Here is a 20880-nt window from a genome sequence, read left to right as displayed (position 1 = left end):
GGCTGGAATGCCAACCTATATAATGCGGGCTTGCATAAATAGAGGTTATTTTTATGAAATTAAAAACAGTGTCAGCTTGCGCAATCTTGGTTTTGCTTGTCGGATGTCAGCAAAAAACTCAAGATGAAGCGACACAGCCAACAACCTCGGCAGATGTATGTAGTACACAAGGAAATATGCCAGGTGGGTGGAACGAATTCGATGCTACCCCAGACGCTCAAAAGGCAATGGCCTTTGTCCTAAACAAAATGGAAACTCTCTCTTCGTTTAAACAGATCTTGTCCGTTCATGCACAAATTGTGAGTGGTGTGAACTACGCGATAGAGTTTGAATTGAATGACGGTTCAGTTTGGAACACGGTTGTTTACCGCAACCTTGATGGTGAGTATGCGATTACGCAGTCACCGAAAGAAGGTCGCTTCTGCGAACAATAAATGCTTCGAGACTGAGAACCAAAAATGTATGGTCCGCCCCGTTATTGCAACTACAATTTAGTAATAACGGAGTTGGTTTGCGCTAATGTATTCGGAGTCCACGTTGGGAACATTAACTTCCCGCTCCACGATGATATCCGCGCCAGATTATCCTTAAAAGCCCCAAAGCAACTAGGTGCTATTTTTTGTATCAGGTTACTAATCTGGCCGATCGACCGTTTTTGTCATCACGTTCATTGGCGTTGCAAACTTGGTTATGGCTATACAGCCTTAAAAGCTTGGCGGTGGTACAACACCGCCCAAGCTATTCTTGCTAGCTTATTGGCAAGTGCGACTACCACTACATTAAACGGCTTTGTTGCTCGTAAATTGACTAACCAATCTCCAAACACTTTTCCTGTTGTTTCTATCCTAGATAGCACGGACCTCGCTCCATGTATAAATAGAGCGCGAAGGTGTTTGTTCCCTCGTTTACTCATGCCTAATAGCTTTGATTTGCCACCCGTTGAATACTGCCTTGGAACGAGTCCTAGCCATGCAGCCATCTCGCGACCTCCACCAAAGTTTGAAGGAGAACTGATATTAGCCACACACAGCGTTGCTGTTAAATCACCAATACCAGGAATACTCTTCAAAAGCTCGGCATTTTCATTATTTTCAGTAATTGCTTTCAGTTTTCTATCTTGAGTAGATACTTGCTCATTTAGGTATTTATAGTGCTCATGAATCGAGAGCAACTCAGCGACCAGACTCGGTGGTAGTTTTATATCTTGCTCGGCCAACCACTGAAATAGCGCTTTCATCTTGGCATGGCCTTTAGGAAAACTCAGCCCAAACTCAAGTAGTATTGCTCCAATTCGGCTCATACAAGCCGTTCGTTCTTTTATATAACCATCCCTCACTCGATGGATAGCTGCGATTACCTGAGCTTCCTCTGACTTGGCAGAGACAAATCTCATGCTTGGTCGACTCGCTGCTTCTGCTATCGCAGCTGCATCAATAAAGTCGTTCTTGTTACCTTTGACGTAAGGTTTTACATATTGAGGCGGGATAAGTCGAACTCGATGCCCATAGGCTTCACACTTTCTCGCAAGCCAGTGAGCACCACCACAGGCTTCAAAAGCGATGATGGTAGGTTCAAGTACAGATAAGAAACGAAGTAGTTGGATTCGACTAAACTTACGGCGAATAACGTCTTTGCCAGTGTGATTGTTACCAACCGCATGAAAGCAGTGCTTGCCTAAATCGATACCTAAGATGTGAATGGTAGACATATGGTTCACCTCGTTCTGAGAGCCAACTCTAAGCGTAGGGCTTGAGAGTGAGGCGGACCATATAATTAGCCCCGCTATTTTACACCGTAATCTAGCGGGGCTTTTTGTTTATCAATGTTTACCAGTACCGTTGACCGTTACCGATTAAGAATCAAATGCCATCTGAGACTTCACAGAAACTGTAGAACCAAGTCGCGACGGTTCAACATCAATGCGCTGCGCCATTTGCTCTTTCAGCTCGGATACGTGAGAAATCACGCCAATCATCCGACCCGTTTGTTGTAAGTCGACCAAGGTTTGAATCGCAAGATCCAAAGATTCCGGATCTAAGCTGCCAAAACCTTCATCAATAAACAGTGTATCTAAACGAATACCACCACTGTAAGACTGCACAACATCAGATAGACCGAGCGCTAATGCCAACGCTGCCATGAAAGATTCACCACCTGATAACGTCGCAACATCGCGCGTTTTACCTGTGTAGCTATCCTCAACTACCAAATCCAAGCCTCGTCCTGCTGCACCTTTAAAGCCTTCGGTTTTACGAGCCAAGATATAGCGGCCTTTACTCATCAGACTTAAGCGCTGTGACGCTTGAATCAACACGTCGTCTAATAACACACCAAGGACAAATCGGTGCAGACTGATACGACTACCCGTTTTACCGCTAGCAACGTCATACAAGGTACCAAACACTTTATATTCGTCTTCTAACTTAGTGTTCTTATCATGTAACGTCGCGATGTCATTGCGGACTTTCTCTATACGTTCAAACAAAGAGCGCGTGCTATCAAGCTGATTACGCGCTTCAACGTAACTTTGCTGAAGACTGTTTAATTTAACGTTAAGACCTTCTAAATCAGGCAACGCCAAGTCTTTCAACGTGGAACTCAAGTCTGCCAAGGTTTGTTCTAGCTTGATTTGAGTCTGTTTGAACGCCTCAATTTCTTGCTGCCAAACCTGCATCTCGGCTTCATCAACTTTACATGCTAGGAATTGCGCTTCATCCTCGAATGCGCTCACCTGCAACGCTTGCGCCCAATCAGCTTTAGCTGTGTTCAAACGCTCTAGTGCCTCATTCAACCACTGTTGATTAGTTGTCAGTTGGCTTTCAATATTGGTCTTCGCCAGCACGGCTTGTTGTAAATGGTTTTGTGCAGACTCGAATGCGGTATTCAACTCCGCAATCTGTTTTTGAATCGCAACAATGTCTTGCTCAAGAACTTCAAGAGATGAGTACTTAGCATCTAACGAAGCCGAGAGTTTAGCCAGTTGCTCTTGGTTCCCTTTCACCGTCGATTCGTTTGCTGCCATCTGGTTTTGCAGATCATTGATCTTACCTTCCCCCGTAACACAACGTTGGTTTAACTCATTGACGTTTTGTTCCAGCTGAACCAAGTTAATCGATGACAATTGCTGTAAACGTTCATTGAGCTGCTGCATAGACGCTTGTAACGCGCTTAAATCCATTGATGCGTTTTGGCCAAGCTCAACGGATAGTTGCTCAATCTGCTGCTTGTATTGTCCGACTGCGATATTGTGCTGCTCCAATTGATTGCTCAATTGGTTAAGCGCAACTTGCCCTTCTCGCTCCGTATTTCGAGCACGCTGAACTTGCTCTTTTGTTACCTCTTCACCAACAAATTGAGCGGGTTGAGGGTGTTCTACACTACCGCACACCGGACACATTTCACCGGCCCGTAAGCGCTGAGCCAATACAGCAGCTTGAGCATTGTGCCAGCTCAATTCAAGTGTATCTGCTGAGCGTTGAAGTTCTACGTATCGCGCTTTTGCTTGGTCAACCGAAGCTTGTTTGCTAGGCGTCAATGCATCCAATTTCGCCAGCTCTTGGTTTAAGCCAGTGAGCTTCTGTAGGTCTTGCATCAAACGTTGCTGCTGCGTTATCTCTGCCTCGACACTGCCAATACTTGCAACATCGACTCGGGCTTGATCCAGTGACCTCTGACCTCGTTGCGCCTCTAGCGTTAACTTCTCTTTCAGAGCGATATATTTCTTAAGCGTTGCCTCAAACTCCGACTTTTGCGTCAAACCTGCGTTAATGGCTTTCTCTAGCTCTGCCTTTTCAACCAGCTTTACTTTCATGCCTTCAAGTTGGTATTGCTGCTCTGTCAGTTTTGGCAATTGTGCGGCTTGTTCTTTCGCGGTTTGCAATGCGCCTTCTTTGGATTTTACCGCGTCATTTGCCACCGTAAGATCTTGAGAAAGCTTAGCTACCTTTTGCTCAAGTTCTTGCGTTTGCTTTGAGGCATTTTGTAACGTGACATAAGGCAACTCAACCTTGCTTGCCTTCTTCGCATTGTCTAGCTGCAATTGACGTGATGAGACAGCATCGCTCTGCTCCAAATGTTGCTTCAATGCAATTTCGGCTTGCTCGCGCTTTTTGAACTCATTGCTCAATGCTTCTGCTTTTTGCAGTTCCGTTTTTACCGCATTTAATTGCGCCAGAGATTCTTGCTCTTGCTTTTGTACAGATTCAAATTGAACAGATAAGGCTTCGCGCTGCTCTGTCAACTCCGCTTCTGAAGAAACACCAGCCACCTGCAGTGCGCCTCGAATTTGGTTATCAAACTCGTCTTTGGCTTTGCTAATAGCACTCGCTTTGTCTTTCAGTGCGTATTCAATCTTCTTGTAGATATCCGTTTGGAATAGCTGACCAAAAATCTCTTCCCGCTCTTTGGATGTCGCAAGTAACAACTCTCGAAACTTACCTTGTGGCAACACCATCACTTGGCGGAACTGAGTTTCGTTCAAGCCAATGATATTGGTCACTTCTGTCTTTACTTGAGTTGTTTTGCTGGTGATGAGCTTTTCTTCGTCCGTAATCTCATACAAAGCTGCGGTATGCTTACGCACCGTCATGCCCTCACCACGCGCCTTTGGTGCTTCTTGTTCTGGTGAGCGAATCACTCGATAAGACTTGCCGTGTAAAGAGAACTCTAGCGTCACTTCGGTCAATAACGTTGGTGCTGCCATATCGCAACGCATTTGAATACCTTGGCGCTCGTTACCCGTTGTTTCACCATAAAGCGCAAAACAAATCGCATCGAGAATCGAGGTTTTACCCGAACCAGTAGGACCATTGATAAGAAACAGAGGGTTAGTTCCCAGCTTGTCGAATTCAATCGTTTCTGTTTGAGCAAACGGACCAAAAGCCTGCATTGTCAGTTTAATGGGTTTCATGTTTGGTCCTTACTGAGCTTGCTGAGAAAGTTGTTTGATGATGTCACTGATCGCTTGATCTTGTTCTTGCGATAATTGGCCGTCTTGCGCTTCCGAAAAGAAATCTCGGAACATGTCTATCTCACTTCTCGCCAACTTCGCTTGCGCCATTTCCTGCTCGACACCAATTAACATGCCCGGTTTTTCTAGGTGCAAAACATTTGGGTAAACAGCACGTAGCTTTTCCATTGGGTTTAAGATCGCGTGCTTATCCATCAAACGTACCAACAGGTAGTCTTCGTTTTTCGGATCGGTTTTGCCCTGCTCTATTACTTGTTCAAGTTCGCCTTCAACGATTCGCATCTCATGAGGTGCGGCAAGGTCAATATGCTCTGCCGAGACAAAACCGTTTTGGTCAATTTCCACCAGCGTGAAACCTTTCTTTTGGTTTTGTTCACCAAAGCTGTATTTCATAAGTGAACCAGAATAACGAATGTACTCTTCGCCTTTTTTCTGTGGCTGGTGCAAATGCCCCAACGCTACATAATCAAAGTTTAGGAAATGCTCGTGACTGACGCGGTCAGAACCACCAATCGAAAGTGGACGCTCAGATTCAGACCCAATGGCACCATCGACAAAGCAGTGGCTGACTAACACGTTGCGTTGTTCTGGTTGGAACTGCTCCGTGATTTTCTCGGCAAGTAACTTGTGCGCTTGATCGTGGGTCGAAACGGGTTCTTGATAGGCAAAACGGACTTGCTCAGGGTCGTTATAAGGCATGCCATAAAAAGCAACTTGCCCTGCGCTTGCGGTTTCAATAACAACAGGGGTAAGCATGTCTTCGAAGTTACTGATAATGTGAAGACCTGCATTTTTCATCTGTTCTGAGCCAAAACCTAGGCGCTCAGCACCGTCATGGTTACCAGAAATCAGAATCATCGGCGTGTTTAGCTCACCACAGATTCGCTTCACTACTTTGTTAAGTAGTTCAATCGCAATGGTTGGTGGGACAGAACGGTCATAAATATCACCAGCAACTACCACCGCATCAACAGGGTTGTTTTCAATATATTGGATTAACTGGTCAAGAACGGCTTGCTGATCGTCAAGCAAAGAGACGTTATGAAACTGTCGGCCAAGGTGCCAATCTGAGGTATGGATAAACTTCATTCGAATTCACTTTCTGCCATCTACATGGCGCTATCTTATTATCCCCCTAGGATATCGTGAGTTCGTAAGCTTTTCATGTGGTTTGTGTACAAAAACTGAAGATCGAAAATCGTTAATCCTTCATGTAGCGTTCTATATATCTTCTCAATGACCCCCTCCCGATTTCAGGATATAGCTCAGCAAAAAATTCATTAACTAACTTTTTATCGTTCAATAACTTGGTTGCTGTTCTGACAGTTTTTTCAGCTACCCCTTCCATCTCCTTCAAGATTATAGGTCTTAGCAAAAACACATCATCAGATCGCCCTACTACTCCAAGGGCGCTCAGTCAGGAAGCGACTATTTCAATATTGTCGTTCAAAATATACGACACTGTATAGGAACGCAGAGATTCACAATGGTTGCATGGCATCCCACTCCATAAAGTTTGCCCTAACAGGAATGCCAAGTTTAACTTAATCAGTGGGTTTTCGAGCATAACTATCTCTTCGCTATTCTCCCACAAATAGTCAAAGAACATTACGGTGTTTTTATCAACACTCGAATCCCACCAAATATCGTTGAGCACATTGTTCATTCCATAAATATAATCAGCACAATCATTAAGAGAGTGAGAACCGAAATGTTCAGGATATGCAATACAATGTTTGTACTCTTCTTTTGTTAGTATGGTTAGTATCGAGTCAAAATCATCTGCCATTGAAGCAAATGCCCCTGACAGGGCCAGTAAAATAACAGATAAAAAACGCAAAATAATTTACTTAATTTAAAAAGATCTTATTAATTTCTCTGTTTTATACATTTCATCTAAGAATTTTTGCTGATAATCAGACGAGCTCTCCATATAGCCGCGAGTGAGATTTAACAACCGTAATGCTTTCATTTTTACGCTGTCATTTGAATCATCATTTTCAATTGAAGCAAGCACCTCCTTATACATATTTGTATACTCAAGTATTATAACTTCACCTGACCGTTTGTATTTATCATCAAGCAATTTAATCGTATATTTAATCTGGTCTACTAGTAAATTTTTCAACATTTTACACATCCTATGGCCTTAACAATCTAACCGTTTGAACCCACTCTTTAGGCCAATTCAAGGGCATTAAGACTTGATCCACATTTCCTGCTAAAATTGTACCTGAAGATACTATCGTTTGAGGAGCAACTTTCCCAACACTAAGGACAGTTCCCTTTGGAATTATGATCTCTGCTTCAAACTGACGCGTATTTTTCCACTCTGGTAATAATGCCGCATCGATTTTCGCTTGGATTTTGCTTAAAGCAGGCTCTGTCGTGACGAAAGCACCACCTGGTTTTGCTGATCCGCCAAAAACTCTATAAACTTTAATATCTTCTGTTGTCCTAACAGTTCTATAGTTACTATCTAAAAAACTCTCTTTGGTCCATGGTGCAAGAGATGTATCTTGAGCAATAACGTTTACTCTATCATCGATCAAAGTTTGATATTTTTTAGGGATCCGTTCCGCTATCCTAGGGCTTTTCTTAAGTTTTGAGAGAGTAGGCACTGCTAATAAGGAAGCACCCGCAATACTCAAATTCTTGACTTGTGAGATAGTCTCGGGACTTACTGTGGCCCCTACTGGCCTTATCGCATACTCACTGGGGTATGCATAACCAAAACTGCTCGTTACTGCGACATAGTTATCAACAGTAAAATCTTCAAACAAGCCATTAATATCCAACGATTTAGAAGAGTCATAAACGCTTGGGCAAGGAGCATTCATCAATAAATATTGAGAATTTTTATGCTGAGATAACTTTTCATAATTCCCCGACCCCATTGCGTAATACACCGACTTCTCAGGCGAATTATCATTATGTCCGGCAAAAACTGTCGGTGTATCTTCTTTTGCACACAAACCTAAGGGGTCGACCCAAGAAACTGGATTTGGCGCAAATTGATAGTGGTTTGTTCCGCCAAGCAGCCCTAGGGGATCGGGTTGGATAAATCGACCTATTTGAGGGTCATAGTATCGTGCTAAGTTGTAGTGCAGACCAATCTCAATATCGAAGTACTGCCCCTGTAAGCGAAGGTTGTTTTTAACCGTCTCGATTTCAACGTGAGCAAATCCAAAGGTATCGTATGTTGCTTGCCAAACTACCTGCCCAATAGAGTCCACCAAACGTTCAGGAGTTCCAATTTGATTACATTGGTAAAAATAACACTCACCGTTTTCAATAAGAGCAAGCGGAACAAAACTGTTTGGTTGATATAGATACCACCGATAACCCGAACGAGAATACTCGCCGACTAAATGACTTCCTTGCCAAATAAATTCGGTGGTCCCGTTTTCGCTGATTTTCTTCGTTCTTCGACCTAGCGCATCATATTCAAATTGACATAAATGCCCTTCGCTTTCGACACCAATCAATTGCCCTTTAGCATCGTAAGTGCAATGCTGCTCTCCTCCATTTCCTTGACTGCTAGTTCTGTTTCCTAGTTCATCGTAGTCATACTTGATGCCATGGTATTCAATAAGACGGTCATGTTCTCGCTGTACACTTTCGTCATTAAAGTTGCCAAAACTGTCATAGACGTATGACTCTTCAGAGGTTTCTGTCTTTACTCTTTCTAAGTGGCCGAGCTCATCATATTGATAATGCTGAGCTCCCTTTTCACTGTCGATGATGAGCGAAAGAAAATGCTGTGCGTTGAAATGGTATTTACGCTCAAAACCAGTCCATGTTTGGCGCTTCAAGCGACCTATTCCATCGAACTCTCTCCGCTCTTTTCCCGCGCTACAGGTGATTATCGATAAACGTTGTAATTCATCGTATTCAAACTTAATTGAATCTTCTCTTTCAGAGCCGTTTGAATGAATCGTTAACCCGCATACCGTGCCAAATTGGTCATGCTCATATATAACCTCTGTGCCGTCGTCATAACATTGAGAGCGAAGTAAGCCGTTATCTTGGTATTGATTGGTGAAAGAAAAGCGTCCCTGCTCTTCACTTACCAATTTTGTACCTAAATACGTATAGGAGACATTTGAAAAATGGTTGTGCGCGCGGATTAACTTGCCGCCTAAGGTGTGTTGGTAATGGTCCTCAACACCGCTATTTTTGCCATGGGCTTTCACCCTAGCGATGCGACCAACTTCGTCATACTCAAAAGAGATGCGACCACTACAATGCAAGATTTCACTTAATCTTTCAGCCCGGTCATAGGTGTAGTTTGTTTGCACTTGATCGAAGCTAATTGTCTGGCTGATCTGGCCATCTGGAGTGTATGCAAACTTGTATTGGCAACCGTCAGAACGCTCGATAGATATCAGGTTCCTTTCCGCATCGTACGAGAAGGAAAAAGAGCTATGATCTGGTTTAACAATTTCCGTTGGTTGAGCAAAGTTCCCCCAAACAATTTGGGTCGTCCCTCTTGGCGTATTAAGCTGTTTAACTCGCCCAACTTCGTCGTATTGGTAGCGATGCTCTCGAGACGTGCCATCTTCCGAGCTTTGGAAGTATAGGCGTGTGAGTAAGTTGCTTTCATTGCGCTCAAATCCGCTTATAAGGCCATGTGGGTAAGCGACTCCGTTCACTCGATCGCGCTCGTCATAGCTATAGCGAATCAAGCTTTGATCGACTTTTTTTGCTAACAGCTGATGCGACTCATTCCACCACCATTGTGTACGAGATCCTGTATCAGCACTCCTTTCTACTTGTCTGCCATATTTATCGAATACGGCGCGTTCTTGAAGCCCATTACTGTGTTGATGCCATACGAGCTGACCAAGTGCATTGAACTCTTTAAACTCGATTTCACCGTCAGGAAATTGATGCTTAATGCATTGACCAAATTCGTTGTACTCAAAACCCTCTGTAGCCCCAGACGAGTGTGTGTTTTTCTCGAGCAAGCCAAATGGGTTGTAGCTATGATGGGTGTATGTCTGATCTGCATTGATAGTACAAACTAATCTACCGAGTGAGTCGTACTCAAATGCCCTACATCTCGATTCAGGGCTTACACTCTCAAGCAACTTACCTTGTTCATTGTGTTTATAGTGCCAACAGTGTCCAAGTGAATTTCGGTATTTGGATTCGGTCCCATCAAACTCAAACGAGTAATCATAAACGCTTTCATCCGCCCAATTTTTTATGCATTGCGCATCAGGCCCTCGCCCAGACCATGTAAAGTAATGAGAAAGCCCGCTAGCTCTCGTTCGTTTAACAATTAGGTTTGTGTCATCGTATTGGTATTGTTCGATTAAACCATTTTCATTCTGAGCAGCTATCAATCGCCCATCAACATCGAAATCGTACTTGGCTAGCAAATGTTGAGTCTTTGGGTTTCTAATCTCTATTAGTTGGCCTTGATGATTGTATTGGAGCTCAAGCTGGTTTTGTCGGTTGACGCATATATGGGTGATACGGTGATTTCGAGAGTATTCGAGATTTACCGTTTTCATATGACCTAGACGGATTTCAGTAGCAACCCACTGCTCATTCTTTAAGAAAAACTTGATTTGAGCTTCATTACTTAACGTAACTAACCGATAACCGCTGTGATGATACTGGCAACTCGCACCTACATAAGTTTGGTAACTAATTCCGCCTTTGGCGACATTAGGAAATAGGATTGTGTCCCCCATTTCGTCAATGAACAGCCACCCCGTAATATTAGATTTTTCATCCAATACGTCTGTTAGCTCATATTGAAAAATATGTCTCCAACCAAAGCCAAGCGTGGTAGCAGAATCGCACAACGATGAGCGATACGTTCGTGACCAAACCAATCCATTCGGCAGTACGACATCAGACAATGAGAGATTTTCTTCCCCTGTGACCATGGAGACAGGATCGCCTGCTTTTACATGCCTTTTGCTACTTTCTTCTTGAGGATTACCATTACTTGCGACAGTGTTGGTGCCTGAGTGAGTAGCGTTCGAGTTATTACGCTCAACCTTCGCCAGTTGGTTTATGACTTGGGAAGGTATGTTGGCTGATGGATAAAATGTGCTTGGCGCAGTCTTAGGCAACTCAATAGCAAAAAGGATTTTTTCTTGTAATCCTTGAGCAATAATTTGAAGAAGTTCAGACTTAGTCTTTGTCTGGTATTCATGTGAAAAAGTTGCACTCATGCTTGTCCATGACGCAATTTCACTGAGCTCCTCTAAATCGGAAAAATGAAAATTCTCAATAAACGCTTCTGCACTTCGAGCGGTTGCAAAGCTTTGTTCCGAGCCGGTACTAAGTCGCTGCGAGGAAAAGTAAAACGTGATTCCGTTTAAAGATGTGAGTTTGACAATCCTTTGTATATTCATTTTGTAAGTTACTCACTACCCCTGCGGTAAGTGGCACCAACGGCGTACCCACCACGCTCAATATCAAGCTGAATACCTGAATAGTTTTTATCGTGTGTTTCTTTCGGCTGCAGGCAAGCACAAATCGCCTTCAATACCCCTCCACTCGCCCCCAAAGGGCCAGTCGTGGTACCTATTAGCCGATAGGAGGTGTCTCTATTAACCCAAGGAGAAAGGAATTGAATTGATTCCAGCCACACAGGCTCATCGCCTTCGGCTGACAACATCAATTCATCCAACTCCTCTACACACGACTTTCCAAGTTGCTTGACGACATTTGAAACCGCGGTGTTGTTACTATCGAGTTGAAGATCAATTGCGATCTTATTGAATATAAGTCCCTGTTTTTGCGTGGAGCAACGCGCGACAACTAATGAGTCATGCTCCCCTTTAGCATCGGCAACATTTAAAGCGACAATCCATAATAGTTTAGTTTGTTTTACTGCTCGTTGGATCCGACTCAGCGCCATCAAAAAAGACGCGTTCCCATACGGATATAACGCCAAATGTTGTGGTTCTACTCGTTGAAACACCGAAAGAAGCAGCGTTGTAATACGTTGAAGCTCAACCTTGTCCGATAGCTTTGGTAACAGAAGATAAACTTGCCCTTCGACACCACATTCAGACAGTGCTTTTGAATAGTGAGTTAATTTGTCATAGGCAGGCAGGACTGAGCTTTCCCTGGCTTGTGGAATCAGTTCGTTTTTTTCTGATGGCCTTAGCGTATTGTTTTCCAATTGCTCTACAGAAAACGCTTGATCGCCCAGCATACAAAGTTGCGATTGAAACAATAGCGCCATTTACCCACCAATTAATATTGCTGAGTTACCGGCGACAATTTTACCGCCATGCGCGGTGGAGTCTCCCAGCCTAGCCGCAGGTTTTCCGTTGATTTGACGCTCGAAGACCCGGATGAAATAGTGTCTGGAGGCCCCACACAAGACAGCTTGTCTCCCTGACGTGCAGCCGGAATACCTGAAATCTTCACGTTTGGAGAACCGACAACGACAGGACCACCTACATGAGGGACTTTGTTTGTTTTTTTGGGGCACATATGGTGACTCCCCAATACCGCGGCTGGTTTACCCATATCTGCTCACCTTTAGTTAAGAGAAATTTGACCAGCTTTAAGTGCTATGGCTGAACCATTAATAGAGATCTTGTTGCCTTTAATGTTGATCTCCCCAGAACTAGACATTTGTATGGACGCCCCTCCTACCTTTATTTCAATGCTCTTACCCGCTTTAACGACAAGAGCTTCACCGATATCAAGCCCTTGGTTCTTGCCTACTTTCTGACTCGCGTTATTACCAACCTCTTGCATGAAATCATTGGTAATCCTTTCACTTTTATTGTTTTCTACAGCAATATCGGCATTGTCTTCCACCACCATTTGAAAGAGCTTCTCAGCATGCAAATAAACATGCTCTTCACCGGGTTTATCTTCAAAGCGCAACTCATTGAACTTGTCGCTGCCTTTTTGTACTGAACGGGACTTATAGCCGCTTTGGGAAGCCTGAGCAGGTAATTGATAAGGTGTTAGCTGGGTACCGTTATAAAGAGCCCCAGTTACGATTGGCTGATCTGGGTCTCCATTTACAAAATCGACGATAACTTCTTGTCCGACTCTTGGATGGAATACACTCCCCCAGCCATTGCCAGCACTGGCTTGAGCGACTCGAATCCAACATGAACTGTTCGCATCATATTGCCCTTCACGATCCCAGTGGAACTGCACTTTGATTCGGCCAAATTTATCGACGTAGATTTCGCCATCCTTGTTTCCTGTCACAATTGCGGTTTGCAAACCTCTAATCTGCGGTTTAAGCCTCTGCATTTTTGGGCGCAGAATGGTGTTTGAGTCAACGCAATGAAACGAAACTCTAACACCTTGTGACGATGTACCGCCCTGTCCCGTTTGGTTAAATACCGCAGCAGAAAGTGCGACAGAAGAAAGCACATACTCTTTTCCTACTCGAGTCTTATCCTCATGCTTTTTAAATTTAAAAAGTTTGCCGACAGCAAATGTTCTGCAGCTTGATTCACCACTGCATTGATAAACGTCTTGCTGAAGCGATTCGATCGCGTGTGTATTTCGCAACACAAACTCATCGTCAGTTTCAGCTTCAGCTAAGTATTCGTAGTGCTCACTATTTGGCACCGAAAACAGTTGTGCAGATCCACTAGTAAGATTCTGTGGAGGTGATAAAGGCTTGAGCATATTAAAGCCGGACTTGTGTGCGGCTTTTGTCGTCAGTATTTGCGTTTCATTCCAAGAGTAAATGTGGCTTGCTTGACCTGTTCCCGTCGTATGTTCAACAAGAAACTCTGAGCCAGGTATGTAAAAGTTAAGATCATCAAACAATTCCAGTATGTGTGCTGAATTTGTATGTGAGAAGCAGTAAGCAATCCCTTCTTCAGACAGAAGTCGTTCAACAAATGCCAGATCAGATTCTTCATATTGAACTTTATAAGTATATTTAGAGTACGACTTGGTAAGCTTTAGGCTAAAGCTTACGTCATGCTCAGATAATACTTCCGACACAATTTCTTTAATGTCTTTGTTTTGAAAAATACGGGAGTGGACTCGATAATCGGCAAAGCGAACTTTAGGCTCAATAAGTAAATCGATATTTCGATAGTTTTCACCTTGATGAGCAGTGGTCACCCGCGATCCTGCTAACTTAGCTCGTGAAACGACACCATGAAAGTAACGAGGTTGAAAGCTAACACTTGGATCATTGTCCATAGCGATAACAACCTCTTTTCCAATAATATTATTGAGCTCTTCATGTTGCCCGTTGAAATAAGCTTGCGCATGTAATGAAAAAAGATCTGATACTTTTTCCTTATATTCAAATGAATTTAGAATAATGGCATCTGTACCAAATGGTGTAGAAATACGAATAAAATTATTTTTCTGTGTCGCTTTTTTCATTAGATACTTCTTTATAAAATAGCGGGAAGCGTTGACTTCCCGCAATTCAATTACATTTGTTGACCTTTCACACCGCTGTAGCCATATACTAATGGTGCAGATGTGTTGTTCTTATCGTCAGTTGGTGTCACTGTCATCATCATTTCAGTGTATGAAATAGTGATAGTTTCAATTGGGCGGTCATCTTGAATTGACACTGAATAGTTTGAAATCATTGCATCTGTAAGCTCGATTTTCATGATTTCTTCCACTTTCTCACCTTGCTTGGTGATGTGGAATACAGCTGGTTTACCTTTACCAATGGTCGCTTCTTTAAATAGATCCGGTGACGCGCGGTCTTGAAGCTTAGTGATTGTCAGGTCGTATAGACGTGTTGCACTTGCTTCACGGTCCATAGCAGTACCAGTGAATGATGAAATTTCACGACCAACACTCCAATCTACAGATAGTAGTGTAATTAGATCCTTGTACTGCTCAGCAGTTGCTTCACCTTTAATATCTGCATATTTAAGATACGTGTTAGACTGCATGCTAATCTCCTATAGCATTATTAATGACATATTGCTTAATGTTTTAATTATCTATTTTATTTTGATAATTAATGATTTATGTATCAAAAACTTCATTTTAAATACGCTCTTTTATATCTTTAATTAAGAATTAAATTAAGCGCTATTTCTGATCAAAAATGTTTATTATGAAGCGACTCTCAAATAATTTTTACTTTAGAAAAACTGTTAAATAAGTGAGACACTCAATGATTTAACAGAACCTTCAACATTAATTATTTCAAATGTCTTATCATTAAGAATAGCGTTCAATATTTCATGAGAAACCTTCGGTAATAGCGTATTTTCAATGGTTGTTTGCACGACTCTTGCCCCGCTCCCAGACTCGTTACTGCTATTCACTATGTCGGTTATAAGGGCATCACTGAAATGAAGTTCAGCCGAATAGTGTTTTTCGATCCTGTCTGAAACTTTTTTCAGCTTGAGGCGTGTAATTTGGGCAAGTACTTCCTTATCCAAAGGCACATACGGAAGGACATTCACTCTTCCCAAAAAGGCGGGCTTAAAGTCGTTTAGTAAGTCATCTTGTAGTGCGCCTTTTAGTGCACTTGGATCAGGAGCAAGTTCTGGGTCATCGAACAGTGACATGGTGGTATCCGTCCCTGTATTCGCTGTCATGATAATAATCGTATTTTTGAAATCTATATCTCTGCCTTCGCCGTCCTTAATTATCCCTTTATCAAAGACTTGGTAGAAAATATCTTGAACTCCTGGGTGTGCTTTTTCCATTTCATCCAGCAGTATTACACTATACGGCTTACGTCTGACGGCTTCGGTTAATACACCACCTTCACCATAACCCACGTATCCTGGAGGAGAACCTAACAACAATGAGACCTTGTGTTCTTCTTTGAACTCCGACATGTTGATTGTCGTAACGTTGTCCTCACTACCATACACTTTTTCCGCAATCGCTAACGCAGATTCCGTTTTACCCACACCACTTGGACCAGTTAATAAAAACACTCCGTTTGGCTTGGATTCATCAGTCAATTGCGCACTCGCCGTTTTGATCACCTCAGACATGATTTCTAGCGCGTGGTCTTGGCCAACAACCCTCTCGATTAAACTCTCTTTTAGGTTTAGAACAGCTTTTATTTCATCATCTTGCAGTTTGCCTAGTGGAATCCCAGTCCAGTCTGATATCACTTCAGCAATCAAAGCCTCGCTAACATGGGAAAACACTAAAGGCTGCGCACTCGCGTTTAAGTCGCTTTCGATTTCCATTAATTTTTTCTTATCTTCACTTAATGGTTCTAGAGCAATTTTTTCGCGTAACGCTATCGCTTGTTCAACCCACGCTTGTTCTTGGTTCCATTGCAACTCCAAGTCAGAGACCTGAGTATATAACTCATCAATATCTCGTCTTATGCGCTGGACTGATTCAGTATTCTCCGAGCCAAATTGAAACTCTTTCTCAAGCTGCTTTAACTCGTCTTGTTTAAGTTGAACAGATTTCCTTTTGCTATCGAGCAACCCCGGAATGGCATTTTGGCTCAAGGCTACGCGGGAACATGCGGTATCTAAAACGGACACGGCTTTGTCTGGCAACTGCCTTCCATTTATGTAACGCGAGGAGAGCTGTACAGCGGCTTCTAAAGCATCGCTGGTGATGTAAACACCATGGTGTTCAGCCATAACACTCAGTAGTCCACGTAACATGTTTACGGCAACCGCTGGCGTTGGCTCTTCCACTTTGACGACTTGAAATCGTCTTGTCAGGGCTGCGTCTTTCTCAAAGTATTTTTTGTATTCCGCCCAGGTCGTTGCTGCTATCGTTCGCAGCTCACCTCTTGCCAGAGCGGGTTTGAGAATGTTCGCAGCGTCACCTTGACCGGCTTGCCCGCCACCACCAATCAAACCATGCGCTTCATCAATGAAAAGGATGATTGGCGTGGAAGACTCGTTAACCTCTTTAATTACGTTTTTTAACCGATTTTCGAATTCGCCTTTCATGCCCGCTCCTGCTTGAAGCAGAGCCATATCAAGAGACTTAATTGAAACGCCTTCTAGCGCTGGAGGGACATCTCCGTCGACGATTTTTTGAGCCAGTCCTTCGACAACCGCTGTTTTACCGACCCCAGCTTCACCCGTCAGAATTGGGTTGTTTTGACGCCTTCTAAGCAAAATATCAATCATTAGACGGATTTCATTCTCTCGTCCAACTACTGGATCAATCTTCCCTGCCTTTGCTTGTTCAGTGAGATCCACGGTGAACTGATCCAACGCCGCGTGCGACCCTTTAGTTCCAGTAACGCCAGCTTGATGTGGCGAATTCGCCTCTGATAATCCAAGGAGTGCACTTGCCTCTACTTTGTCTAGCTCTGTGCTGACTTGGTTCATCACGTTCGCCAAGCTTTCATCTGACAAATAAGCACTTAGCAGATGGATACAATCAAGATCCGTTGCTTGAAACTCAATCGTCGAGACCATCATGGCGTTTTGCATCACCGAAACTGTATGTGCTGAAAGTCCCGGAACTGACTCACAACCTGTTTTATACTTTTCTAATTGAGATAGTAGCTGTGATTCAACTACCTGCGCGTCAACATTAAATTTATCGAAAACTTCAGCATAGATTTGATTGGGATTTTGGACAATGGTGAGTAACCAATGCGTCATTTCAATACTATGGTGAGTACGCGAACTGGCCATAGCGGCTGCTTGCTCAAGTGTTTCTCGTGCAACAGGTGATAACCTTTCGACCAACGCTGAAAGTGAGAGTAAAGCCATTTTGATTCCCTTAATGGTAATTGTTATTTTTCGATCTTTGGTTCGTTTATGTTTTGCCAAAACGGTTCCTATCCCTAATTGACCAGAACCTTTAACAAGACGAACTTGAGGTAAATGTTTATGACGTGTCGTGAGCTTCCAATTAATGCGCTTATGCTTACCAACATAGTCCTGCACAACTGACTTTATGGTTGCTAAGCTCGATTTATTTGGCAGTAATTGCTCAACCTGTAATGTGTTCGTCGGAAACAGCTCAATCGTAATTCCTGCATTGATATTCCATGCCTTGGCACCGATAGAAGCTCCTCGCCCTAATTGAGCAAACTGCCCTTCAGGCGATGATCCTCCAGCTAGCTTAGTTTGCTCATCTTGCGATACACTCATCCACTGCCCCTGAAGCTCGTGTAATTTAGCTTCACAGTCGGTGAGGTGCTCAATTAAGTCTTTTAGCGCACCTTTACCGCGACCTTTCTGCGCAAACAATCCTGCATAGTAATTGTTCAGGTGCTTTTCGTGCCCAGTTACCGCTTCAAGACTGCTCAATAGAGGTGCTCGTTCGCCCTTATTGTGCTCACGTGCTTGCACCGCAAATTGACTTAGCTGCCAACTTCGGTAGTACAGTGACAACAAGCGATGATTGAAAATGTTATAGAAATCGACCATTGCACCATCACCAGCCTTTTCACGACCTATGGCCAATTCACTGTAGTAGCTTGGTAAAACACCTTGCTCACCCGTTAAGCCAAGCAAGTTCGTTTCTAGGAAAACTTTATGCTCAGAAAGTGTCGCATTAACCAGTTGTGCATTCTCATAACCCAATGAGGCGTTTACTTTTAACTCAAGCTTCTCCTTCTTGGGTAACTCATCTGAGCCGAGTTGAGCTTGCGAACGAAGCAACGCTTGCTCGATTAAGTGAATCGCTTCGAACAACGGTCGCTTTTTCAGCTGAATTAAGAATTCTTCTGGTTTCATAATAAAGCTTTGTTTCCGATCAGTGCTGGCCACCGATGAAATAACTGGCCTGTCGATTTCAGTTTTACTTCTAACTGCGTAAAAATGTTTACTTCCGCAAACTGAGAGAAGTACACCGACAAGACGCAACCTAAAAGGAAGACTTGCTCTTTAGATATCATTTGATCAGAGACGGTCAATATGAGCTTTACACCATGAGCAAATCCAACTTTACCTTTTTCGTTGACCCTTCCCGTTGTTTGCTGATACTCGAAATTTACGAGAGCATCGATCAGCGATTTCGTTTCCGCTGTACCTGTAAACGCATACAAGTTGAGTAATTGCTTGAGCGTAGAGAGTCCATCCTCATCGGTAAAATGAGTCAGGGTAAGCAGTTTGGTTAGTTGCCAACGCGTGCTCTCATCCATTTCCGGCCTCACCGTTTCTGACAAAGAAACAAGGCATCGAAGCTCAGCAAAATTGTCATTGACACTCGGTAGCGAGACCTCTGGCAGGCCGCCACCAAAAGGCAGTTTCTGCGGTAAGTTTCGATTGCAACATTCCGCCTGTACGTACATCAGCCAGTTTTCACGACTTTCAGGAGCAAATAATCGGTGCTTTTTATCCACGAATGAAATGTAGCTTTCTCGGCCCGGTTCATCGAACCCACCTGCCCAATTCTTATCCTCTCGCCTCATGACCCAAAAAATCTCGCTTTTGTTCATGTAATGAGTGTGTTCACCGGCAAAATAACTGGGCAAGTTCTCGTATGTTTTATTCCAATTCCTAAGCGTGACATTCGAAATAGACACCACTTCGTTGCTCTCTGCTTCTTGGTATTGTGGAGACAGTTGGTATTCGTACTCGGCTGGCTCTAGTCGCTTTGGCTCCATTGTTGTTTTGAACAGATTGATGATGGGAACACAACCTAATAACACACTGTCTTTGTCAACTTGCTTTGGGAGCCAGTCATCATTGCAGTCAAAGTAAAAGTTGAGTTCCAACTCCTCGTTAATACCTAGCTTTTCGAGATTTAAGTCAACGACATCAAAGAACATAAACTTCTCGGGGAAGTGTAAATATTCCACCAACATCCTCGAAGAAGAAAAGCTTCGCTTGCTGTAGGGCACGACTTGTTGACTATCGATAAAACCGACAGCTTGGCAGTGACGTGGAGTGTACGAAGCCTGCTCACAACCATTCACCGAGACAGAGATCCCGATTAGGCTTTGGAACAATAGCTGATATAACCGCTGAGTAAGCTGTGCTTGGCCATTGAGGTAGAATCTGAGCGTCTCGACGCCAATCTCACTTAATGCAGACTCACCATCATTAGCATTGATCTTTACCTTAAGTACAGATTTAGACGAACGCTCCCAAGGAGAACCAATCGGCTGTATCGGGGCATTTTCAAAGGTTCCTGCCGATATATCGAAGGGATACATTCTTGTCTCATAACACGTTCTGAATTCACATTCTTTGTAACCCGGCGCGCCAACCATCACCTTTTCCCCCTTAGAAACATCAAAGGGAGCAGAGGTCGACTCATTACATTTCATTTTAATGATCGACATTGAAGGGATTGGCGCATGAAAATCCGGATGCAACTGCCCCATCAAAGATTCCGTAAACTGCGGATAACTGTTATCGAGACTTTGACGTATACGAGCTGTCATGAAAGCGCAGCCTTCAAGAAGCCTCTCCACATGAGGGTCATCGACTTGCTCTTCACTGATCCCCAATCGAGAAGCAATTTTGGGGTACTGCTCGCCAAACTCTTGCCCTTTATGGCGTAAGTAAGCTAACTCTCGGTTGTAATACTTAAGAAACTCGTCACTCATTTCATTCTGCTCAACTTCATGCCTAAACTCACGGGTTCTACTTCTGAGTTAAATGTCACTTCGTGTGTGTTATTGCCAATCAGACAAGTCGCGCTGATCTTTAGTCTCAAGGTTCTGTCTACTGCGCTCTTTTCATCTAGAATGCTAACGTTCGGGCTTTCTAGGCGAGGCTCAAACTCTAAAATCGCATCACGAACGATTTCACACAGTTGATCTTGCCCCTGCTTGCTGCTGTATGGCATAGACGAAAAGTCAGGTAATCCATAATTTAAAATTGAGGACTTTACTTCTCTGAGATCATCCGAAATTTCCGTCCAACCGATACGGCTGTTCAGCATAGACTCCAAGTCTCTTAGAAGATTGTCGACCAATGCTTGCTGACCCAACGGAAAATCCTTGTCTTCTCTAAGATGTGGATCGTTATCGATCAGCTTGTCGAGTAAAGAAGCGACCAATGGCATAA

Annotated in this window: 13 protein-coding genes and 2 pseudogenes; 1 reads left to right on the top strand and 14 read right to left on the bottom strand. The window is 43.4% G+C overall.

The window, feature by feature from the left end; translation table 11 throughout:
• Positions 1-53 precede the first annotated feature (53 nt).
• A complete protein-coding gene (locus KJB05_RS22745) occupies positions 54-434 on the top strand; it encodes a cystatin domain-containing protein (RefSeq protein WP_032802381.1) in 381 nt (126 codons plus the stop codon).
• Positions 435-694: 260 nt separating this feature from the next.
• On the opposite strand, the gene KJB05_RS22740 is transcribed toward KJB05_RS22745, so the two are convergent.
• From KJB05_RS22740 to tssE, 14 genes and pseudogenes are all read right to left on the bottom strand, one after another.
• On the bottom strand, positions 695-1708 hold the full coding sequence (locus tag KJB05_RS22740; RefSeq protein WP_213053086.1) for an IS110 family transposase: 1014 nt from the start codon (positions 1706-1708) through the stop codon (positions 695-697).
• A gap of 144 nt (positions 1709-1852) precedes the next feature.
• Entirely contained in the window at positions 1853-4909 is a 3057-nt protein-coding gene (locus KJB05_RS22735) for an SMC family ATPase (protein ID WP_208446202.1), read from the bottom strand.
• A gap of 9 nt (positions 4910-4918) precedes the next feature.
• Positions 4919-6058 carry an exonuclease SbcCD subunit D gene (locus KJB05_RS22730; RefSeq protein ID WP_208446203.1) on the bottom strand — a complete coding sequence of 380 codons (1140 nt, stop codon included), beginning with the start codon at positions 6056-6058 and terminating at the stop codon, positions 4919-4921.
• A 328-nt stretch (positions 6059-6386) separates the two neighbouring features.
• Positions 6387-6809 (bottom strand): hypothetical protein, encoded by a 423-nt coding sequence (locus tag KJB05_RS22725; RefSeq protein ID WP_208446204.1) that lies wholly within the window; start codon positions 6807-6809, stop codon positions 6387-6389.
• A gap of 15 nt (positions 6810-6824) precedes the next feature.
• A complete protein-coding gene (locus tag KJB05_RS22720; RefSeq protein WP_033006457.1) occupies positions 6825-7100 on the bottom strand; it encodes a hypothetical protein in 276 nt (91 codons plus the stop codon).
• 10 nt (positions 7101-7110) lie between these two features.
• On the bottom strand, positions 7111-11346 hold the full coding sequence (locus KJB05_RS22715; RefSeq protein ID WP_208446205.1) for an RHS repeat-associated core domain-containing protein: 4236 nt from the start codon (positions 11344-11346) through the stop codon (positions 7111-7113).
• A gap of 8 nt (positions 11347-11354) precedes the next feature.
• Positions 11355-12185, bottom strand: coding sequence for an NAD/NADP transhydrogenase beta subunit (locus KJB05_RS22710; RefSeq protein WP_208446206.1), 831 nt, complete (start codon positions 12183-12185; stop codon positions 11355-11357).
• Positions 12186-12475 (bottom strand): annotated as a pseudogene (locus KJB05_RS22705) (PAAR domain-containing protein). It abuts the gene before it with no gap.
• Between the two features lie 12 nt (positions 12476-12487).
• A complete protein-coding gene (gene tssI, locus KJB05_RS22700; protein ID WP_208446207.1) occupies positions 12488-14323 on the bottom strand; it encodes a type VI secretion system tip protein TssI/VgrG in 1836 nt (611 codons plus the stop codon).
• 50 nt (positions 14324-14373) lie between these two features.
• On the bottom strand, positions 14374-14853 hold the full coding sequence (locus KJB05_RS22695; RefSeq protein WP_005426862.1) for a type VI secretion system tube protein Hcp: 480 nt from the start codon (positions 14851-14853) through the stop codon (positions 14374-14376).
• A 207-nt stretch (positions 14854-15060) separates the two neighbouring features.
• Complete coding sequence (gene tssH, locus KJB05_RS22690) at positions 15061-17625, bottom strand: type VI secretion system ATPase TssH (protein ID WP_208446208.1); 2565 nt, start codon at positions 17623-17625, stop codon at positions 15061-15063.
• Positions 17626-17694: 69 nt separating this feature from the next.
• A pseudogene (tssG, locus tag KJB05_RS28810) lies at positions 17695-18597 on the bottom strand (type VI secretion system baseplate subunit TssG); the annotation flags it as partial.
• A complete protein-coding gene (gene tssF / locus KJB05_RS22685) occupies positions 18594-20417 on the bottom strand; it encodes a type VI secretion system baseplate subunit TssF (RefSeq protein WP_208446210.1) in 1824 nt (607 codons plus the stop codon). The pseudogene tssG and the gene tssF, both read right to left, overlap by 4 nt.
• Complete coding sequence (gene tssE, locus KJB05_RS22680; protein WP_005426975.1) at positions 20414-20878, bottom strand: type VI secretion system baseplate subunit TssE; 465 nt, start codon at positions 20876-20878, stop codon at positions 20414-20416. Before tssE ends, tssF begins: the two co-directional genes overlap by 4 nt.
• Between the last annotated feature and the right edge of the window lie 2 nt (positions 20879-20880).

The sequence above is a fragment of the Vibrio sp. B1ASS3 genome (assembly GCF_905175355.1).
GTDB lineage: Bacteria > Pseudomonadota > Gammaproteobacteria > Enterobacterales > Vibrionaceae > Vibrio > Vibrio owensii.
This window is presented reverse-complemented; position numbering and strand designations above follow the sequence as displayed.